We start from the raw sequence: 6,271 nt of genomic DNA on the forward strand, positions 1-6,271 counted from the left end.
CTCCTATCGCTCGCAAGCTCGCAATACGTCGCTCAGCCGAGGATCGCGACGTCGCTGCCCGGATCGAGCCGGTAGCCGGCTCCGCGGACCGTCGAGATCAGGCGACGGTAGCGGCCGAGCTTGGTGCGCACCCGACGTACATGCACGTCGACCGTGCGCTCGCCGGTCTCCTCGGGGGCATCGACCCAGACCGTCTCCATGAGCTCCGTGCGGGAGATGGTGCGGCGGGCGTTCTGCGCGAGCTGGGCCAGCAGCTCGAACTCCTTGTACGTGAAGTCCACGTCGTGGCCGTCGATCCGCACCCGGCGCCCGAACAGGTCGATCACCAGGCTGTCCTCCGGCGCGGCCGAGGGGCTCGACGGGCTGACCGCGGTGGCCTGCAGGGTGCGCCGACGCACCGCCTCGGCATCCCGGCGGGCGGGAGCGTTCGGCGAGACGATGCCCGTGCGGCGCGGACGCAGCGGGCTGACCGCGGCGACCCCCTGGCTGCGGGGCGGCAGCGCGCGGGAGCCCGTACGGCCCGCAGCGGCGAAGGAGTTCGGGCTGTTCACCGCGACGGTGGTGCGACCGTCGCGGGCTGCGACCAGGCGCTGAGCCCGGGTGCGCAGCTCATCGGCGATCAGGGCGGTCTCGACGTCGCCGGTGCCTGCGGGCAGGGTGACGGACACGGTGATGGTGACCGCATCCTCCGCGGCCCTGGGGCGCGGGGCGGTGCCACCGACCCGGTACAGGGGGCGCGGGGCGGCGAAGCGGAGGTCGGTGTGGTGAGTGGGGCGATCCAGGGTGATGGTCATGATGCGAGTTCTCCGAGGTGCGGCGCGGTGAGCGCGGCGGCTGGTGGACCCGGGATCCCTGGAGATCGACGCCCTCAGGCGGATCGTTCAGGGGGTGTGCTCCCGGTAGCACCTGGAGCCCGCGCCTTCCGGCCGGCTCCTGTCAGCCGACCCTGGAGGTGTCTTGAGCTCTAGAGGCTCGGCTGACGATGCATCATCGGCATCATCATCATGAACATCATCGAGCGCATCGCGGAGCTGACCACCCGGTGGGTGGTCTCGCGGAATGCGGCGATCGAGGTCATAGGAGGAGCATGCCCCGCCCCACCCCGGAGAGCAAGAGGGTGTTCACAGTGTGGAACGGCGTCGCCGCGGGACGTCACACGGCGTCACCCGCCGTCACCTGCCGTCATGCGACGTCACCTGCCGCCACCGGTGGCCACGGAAGCGCGCGACGCGCGGGGGCGTCCGTGGGCAAACAGGCCCATAGTGGGAGAGGTGCTGCGCAGGCGTCCCCTGCATGCTCGGGCGCCGGAACGCCCCGACGCACTGCGCGCCCCCACCGGAGGGCGGGGGCGCGCAGATCGTGCGACGTGCTGCGGGGCGGTGAGGTCAGTCGACGACGCCGAAGAGGCGGTCTCCCGCATCGCCGAGGCCCGGCACGATGTAGCCCTTCTCGTCGAGCTTCTCATCGATGGCGGCGGTGACGATGGTGAGGTCGATCGAGGGATCGATCTGCTCCTCCATCGCCTTGAGCCCTTCGGGGGCGGCCAGCAGGGTCACGCAGGTGATGTCGCGGGCGCCGCGCTCGTGAAGGTACTCGCAGGTGGCGATGAGGGTATGGCCGGTGGCGAGCATCGGGTCCAGCACGAAGCACTGGCGCCCGGTGAGGTCGTCGGGCAGACGGTTCGCGTACGTGGTGACCTCGAGGGTCTCGTCGTTGCGCAGCATGCCGAGGAAGCCCACCTCGGCGGTGGGGAGCAGGCGGGTGAGGCCGTCGAGCATGCCGAGGCCGGCGCGCAGGATCGGCACCACCATCGGCTTGGGGTTGGTGAGCCGGGTGCCGGTCATCGTGGTCACCGGGGTCTCGATCTGCACCGGGGCGACGGCGACGTTCCGGGTCGCCTCATAGGCGAGCAGGGTCACCAGCTCATCGGCGAGCTGCCGGAACACGGAGGAGTGGGTGGCGCGATTGCGCAGCACCGACAGCTTGTGGGCGACGAGCGGATGGTCGATCTCGAGAACGCGCATGAGGCGAATCTACCGGAGCGCCGCGGCGCGCATGCGCGTTCCGCCCCCGCGAGAGGGGTGAGCCAGGCCTCCTCGTGACGAACTGGTGCGGAACCACGAGGTCGAGAACCCGGACGACGGCCAGCCCCCGGGAGCGCCGGGCAGGGATACTCGTCCCCATGACCCGACCCGAGCACCTCTACTACACCGCGGTCACCCTCGACGGATTCCTCGCCGATGAGCACGACGGACTCGACTGGCTGCTCTCCCAGCCCCTCGAGCAGGGGAGCCTGCTGGACTACGACACCTTCTACGCCCGGGTGGGCGCGCTGGTGATGGGGCGGAGCACTTATCAGTGGATCCTGGACCACCCCGCCGAGCAGTTCGCGGACACCGACGGCTGGCCGTACGACAAGCCGACCTTCGTCTTCTCCCATCGCGACCTCGAGCCCGCCGCGGAGACGGTCCGCATCGTCTCGGGCAGCCCGCAGTCACACCATGAGCGGATCGCGGCCGCCGCCGGGGACGGCGCCGTGTGGATCGTCGGGGGAGGTTCTCTGGCCGCCGAGTTCGCGCGGACCGGGCTGCTCGACGAGGTGCTGGTCTCGATCGCGCCGGTGACTCTCGGATCCGGGAAGCCGCTGCTGGACGGCGCGTTCGACCTGGAGCTGCTCGAGCACGGCACCAACGGAGCCTTCCTCGAGGCCCGCTACCGGGTGGTGGGCGAGCGTCCCTGAGGCGCGCGCGACAATGGACCCATGACCGATGACGAGCTGATGGGCCTAGCGATCGACGAGGCCCGAGCGGCCGCCGACCGCGAACCGGCCGACGTCCCGATCGGCGCCGTCGTCGTCGGCCCCGACGGCGAGGTGCTCGCCACCGCCGGCAACCGCCGCGAGGCCGACGAGGACCCCACCGCCCACGCCGAGATCCTCGCGCTGCGCCGCGCGGCAGAAGTGACCGGCCGCTGGAACCTCACCGGCTGCACGCTCGTGGTCACCCTCGAGCCGTGCACCATGTGCGCCGGGGCGATCGTGCTGGCCCGGACGCACCGAGTGGTGGTCGGCGCCATGGATCCCAAGGCGGGCGCGGCCGGGTCCCTCTATGACCTGGTGCGCGAGCCTCGGCTGAACCATCGGGTCGAGCTCACCACCGGGGTGCGCGGCCAGGAATGCGGGGACCTGCTGCGGGACTTCTTCCGGGCGCGGCGGAAGCGGGCCGCGGGAGGACAGCCTGATCCGATCGTCTGATCTGGAGGACCGGATCGCTTCCTGGTGACTTTCAGCTCCGCGACGTCGCCGTCGGTCGAGGCGGGCTGTTCGATCGTGCCACAGGAGCTCGGACGATCTGTCCAGCCTGTGGGCTTGGAATCTCGCCATTCGAACGCCGCTACTACACTGGCGCCGATATCGAGCAGGTCGAGGAGCAGTCATGAATGCACGCTTGCCGTCATCGGCCGTGGTCGCCGAGGACGTCTCGAAGGTCTTCTTCTCCGGGCAGGATCCGGTGTGGGCCCTCGAGGACTTCTCGCTGACCCTCGACCCGGGGTCCTTCACCTGCATCGTCGGCCCCTCCGGCTGCGGGAAGTCCACCTTCCTGCGGATCCTCGGCGGGCTCGAGGAGCGCACCGTGGGCACGGTGACGATGCCCGATGAAGGGCAGCGGATCCCTGCGGCGTTCGTGTTCCAGGAGCACGGCGTCTTCCCCTGGATGACGGTGCTGGACAACATCGGATTCGGCCTGCGGATGAGCGGGATCGGCAAGGCGGAGCGCACCGGCATCGCCCGCGACTGGCTCAGCAGGGTGCGGCTGGACGACTTCGCCGACGCCTACCCCCACCAGCTCTCCGGTGGCATGCGCCAGCGCGTCGCGATCGCCAGGGCCTTCGCCACCGGCTCCCCGCTGCTGCTGATGGATGAGCCGCTCGGTGCGCTCGACGCCCAGACCCGCATGCTCATGCAGGAGGAGCTCATCGCCCTGTGGGAGCAGGAGCGCAAGACGGTCCTGATGGTCACGCATGACATCGATGAGGCGATCATCCTCTCCGACCGCGTGATCGTGATGTCCGGCCGTCCCGGCACCCTGCGCGAGGACATCACCGTCCCCTTCGATCGCCCCCGCTCCTTCGACATCGAGCGCAGCCCCGAGTTCAGCGAGCTGCGCTCCCGCATCTGGAACCTGCTGCGCGAGGATGCGCGCACCGCCGAGGAGACCGCATGAGCGCCACCGATACCCCTGTGCGCGGCGATCGAGAGCAGCGCACCCTGGTCGCCGCCACGGCGCAGCGCGCCCGCGAGCGCACCCTGGCCACCCGTGATCTGGTGCTGTCGATCATCACTCCGATCCTGCTGCTGGTGCTGTGGGAGCTCAGCGCGCGCGGCCAGGTCATCGACCCGCGCTTCTTCCCGCCGCCCACGCAGATCGTCACCGCCGGGTACGAGATGCTCCTCGACGGCGAGCTGTGGATGCACACCGCCCCCACCCTGATGCGACTGTTCGTGGGCGGTGGTCTCGGGGCGCTCGCCGGGATCGTGGTGGGCCTGCTGATGGGCTCTTCACGCGCGCTGAACGCCGCGCTCGGCCCGCTCTTCTCGGCCCTCTACCCGCTGCCGAAGATCGCGATCTTCCCGATCCTGCTGATGATCTTCGGCCCCACCGAGACGCCGAAGATCATCGCGGTCTTCATCACCACCTTCTTCATCATGCAGATCAACACCGTCTCCGGCGTGTGGGCGATCGACCGCAAGCTGCTCGAGGCGGGTGCCGCCTATGGCGCGCGGGGCTTCGACCGGTTCCGCTTCGTGGTCCTGCCCGGCGCGATGCCCTTCGTGTTCTCCGGGCTGAAGACCGCCACCGGCACCGCCGTGGTGGTGGTCACCGCGGTCGAGTTCACGGGCGCGACCACCACCGGGCTCGGCTACCTGATCTGGAACTCCTGGCAGCTGTTCATCCCCGAGAAGCTCTACGTGGGCCTGGTGGTCATCGGCGTCATCGGCGCGACCGTCACCACCGTGCTCAGTCGTTCCGAGAAGCTGCTGCTGCCCTGGCGCCGCGAGCGCTGAGCGGCACCCCACCCGAAGATCCCGCACACCCGAAGACCCCGCGCTTCCGAGGACCTCACCGGAAGAGCCACCCGAAGACCTCACCCGAAGACCCCTGCATAGGAGCACGTCATGCGTCGTCGTACCCTTCTCTCCCTCGCCTCCGCGACCGCCGTGGGAGGGGCCCTGGCCGCCTGCGGCTCCGCCGTCACCGGTGAGGATCCCGCTGCCGGCGGCGAGGCCGGCTCCGGCTCCGGCGCCGTGCGCGTGGGCCACCTGCCCTCGGCGCTGTTCGCCCCGCTGTACGTGGCTGACGCGATGGGCTACTTCGAGGAGGAGGGCATCACCCTCGAGCTCACCCCGCTGAAGTCCGGGCAGGACGGCATTCCGATGCTCTCGAACAACCAGCTCGACGTGATGGTCGCGGGCGTCAGCGCCGGCATGTTCAACGCGCTCGAGCAGGGACTCGCCTTCAAGGTCGTCGGCTCGATGGGCATCTCTCCGGGCGACCCCGAGAACTCGCCCACCGCTCTCGAGGTCCGCCAGGAGCTCATCGACGACGGCTCGGTCACCTCCGTCGCGGATCTCAAGGGTCGCACCATCGGCGTCGCCGGCGGCCCCGGCGCGACCGGCGGCTACCTGCTCGCGGCCATGCTCGAGGAGGGCGGCCTGACCCTGGCCGACGTGGAGATCTCCAACCTCTCCACCCCCGATCAGGAGCCCGCCATCACCAACGGCTCGATCGACGCGGCGACCCCCTCGGCGCCCTTCTCCACCTCGATGGAGGAGGCGGGCGTGGCCTCCCCGATCGCTGTCCCCAAGCAGGGCACCACCGGCACCGGCGTGATCTACTCGGAGACCTTCGTGGGCGCGGAGCTCGCCCAGGGCTTCTTCACCGCGCTGGCCAAGGGTGCCCAGGAGCTCTCGGAGGACGGCGTGCAGACCGATGAGGTCTACCAGATCCTCGCCGACACCCTCGGCCAGGAGATCGACGTGCTCAAGGCCTCGCCGATGTACACCTACCTGCCCGACCTCGCCCCGCAGCCCGAACAGCTCGAGGCGATGCAGGCGGCGTGGATCCAGGCGGAGCAGATCACCTACACCGAGCCGCTCGACGTGGCCGGGATCGTCGATGCGAGCTTTGCGGAGGGCGCGAGCGCCTGATCCCGACGCTGTCGACCGTTGCGCAGTGGGGGGGTTGGGGGGGTCGAAAGCCCACAGTGCCAC

The 6,271-nt window shown here is 70.1% G+C and carries 7 protein-coding genes; 5 read left to right on the forward strand and 2 right to left on the reverse strand.

All coding sequences use genetic code 11. The features are described from left to right. Positions 1-32: 32 nt before the first annotated feature. Together ACTH43_RS05765 and upp are read right to left on the reverse strand one after the other, a co-directional pair. On the reverse strand, positions 33-794 hold the full coding sequence (locus tag ACTH43_RS05765; RefSeq protein ID WP_441443971.1) for a winged helix-turn-helix domain-containing protein: 762 nt from the start codon (positions 792-794) through the stop codon (positions 33-35). Between the two features lie 591 nt (positions 795-1,385). Then, the gene (gene upp, locus ACTH43_RS05770; RefSeq protein WP_441443972.1) at positions 1,386-2,024 is read right to left on the reverse strand and encodes a uracil phosphoribosyltransferase; all 639 of its coding nucleotides are present in this window, start codon (positions 2,022-2,024) and stop codon (positions 1,386-1,388) included. Between the two features lie 158 nt (positions 2,025-2,182). Between upp and ACTH43_RS05775 the strand changes: the two genes are divergently transcribed. From ACTH43_RS05775 to ACTH43_RS05795, 5 genes are all read left to right on the forward strand, one after another. Beyond that, positions 2,183-2,740, forward strand: coding sequence for a dihydrofolate reductase family protein (locus tag ACTH43_RS05775; protein WP_441443973.1), 558 nt, complete (start codon positions 2,183-2,185; stop codon positions 2,738-2,740). 21 nt (positions 2,741-2,761) lie between these two features. Next, the gene (gene tadA, locus ACTH43_RS05780; RefSeq protein WP_441443974.1) at positions 2,762-3,253 is read left to right on the forward strand and encodes a tRNA adenosine(34) deaminase TadA; all 492 of its coding nucleotides are present in this window, start codon (positions 2,762-2,764) and stop codon (positions 3,251-3,253) included. 181 nt (positions 3,254-3,434) lie between these two features. Further along, positions 3,435-4,223 carry an ABC transporter ATP-binding protein gene (locus ACTH43_RS05785; RefSeq protein WP_441443975.1) on the forward strand — a complete coding sequence of 263 codons (789 nt, stop codon included), beginning with the start codon at positions 3,435-3,437 and terminating at the stop codon, positions 4,221-4,223. Beyond that, positions 4,220-5,065: an ABC transporter permease gene (locus ACTH43_RS05790; protein ID WP_441443976.1), complete on the forward strand. Its 846-nt coding sequence runs from the start codon at positions 4,220-4,222 to the stop codon at positions 5,063-5,065. The genes ACTH43_RS05785 and ACTH43_RS05790 overlap by 4 nt, the downstream gene beginning before the upstream one ends. 111 nt (positions 5,066-5,176) lie before the next feature. Further along, positions 5,177-6,208 (forward strand): ABC transporter substrate-binding protein, encoded by a 1,032-nt coding sequence (locus ACTH43_RS05795; protein ID WP_441443977.1) that lies wholly within the window; start codon positions 5,177-5,179, stop codon positions 6,206-6,208. Positions 6,209-6,271 lie beyond the last annotated feature (63 nt).

The sequence above is a fragment of the Brachybacterium sp. genome, assembly GCF_052095815.1.
Classification (GTDB): domain Bacteria; phylum Actinomycetota; class Actinomycetes; order Actinomycetales; family Dermabacteraceae; genus Brachybacterium.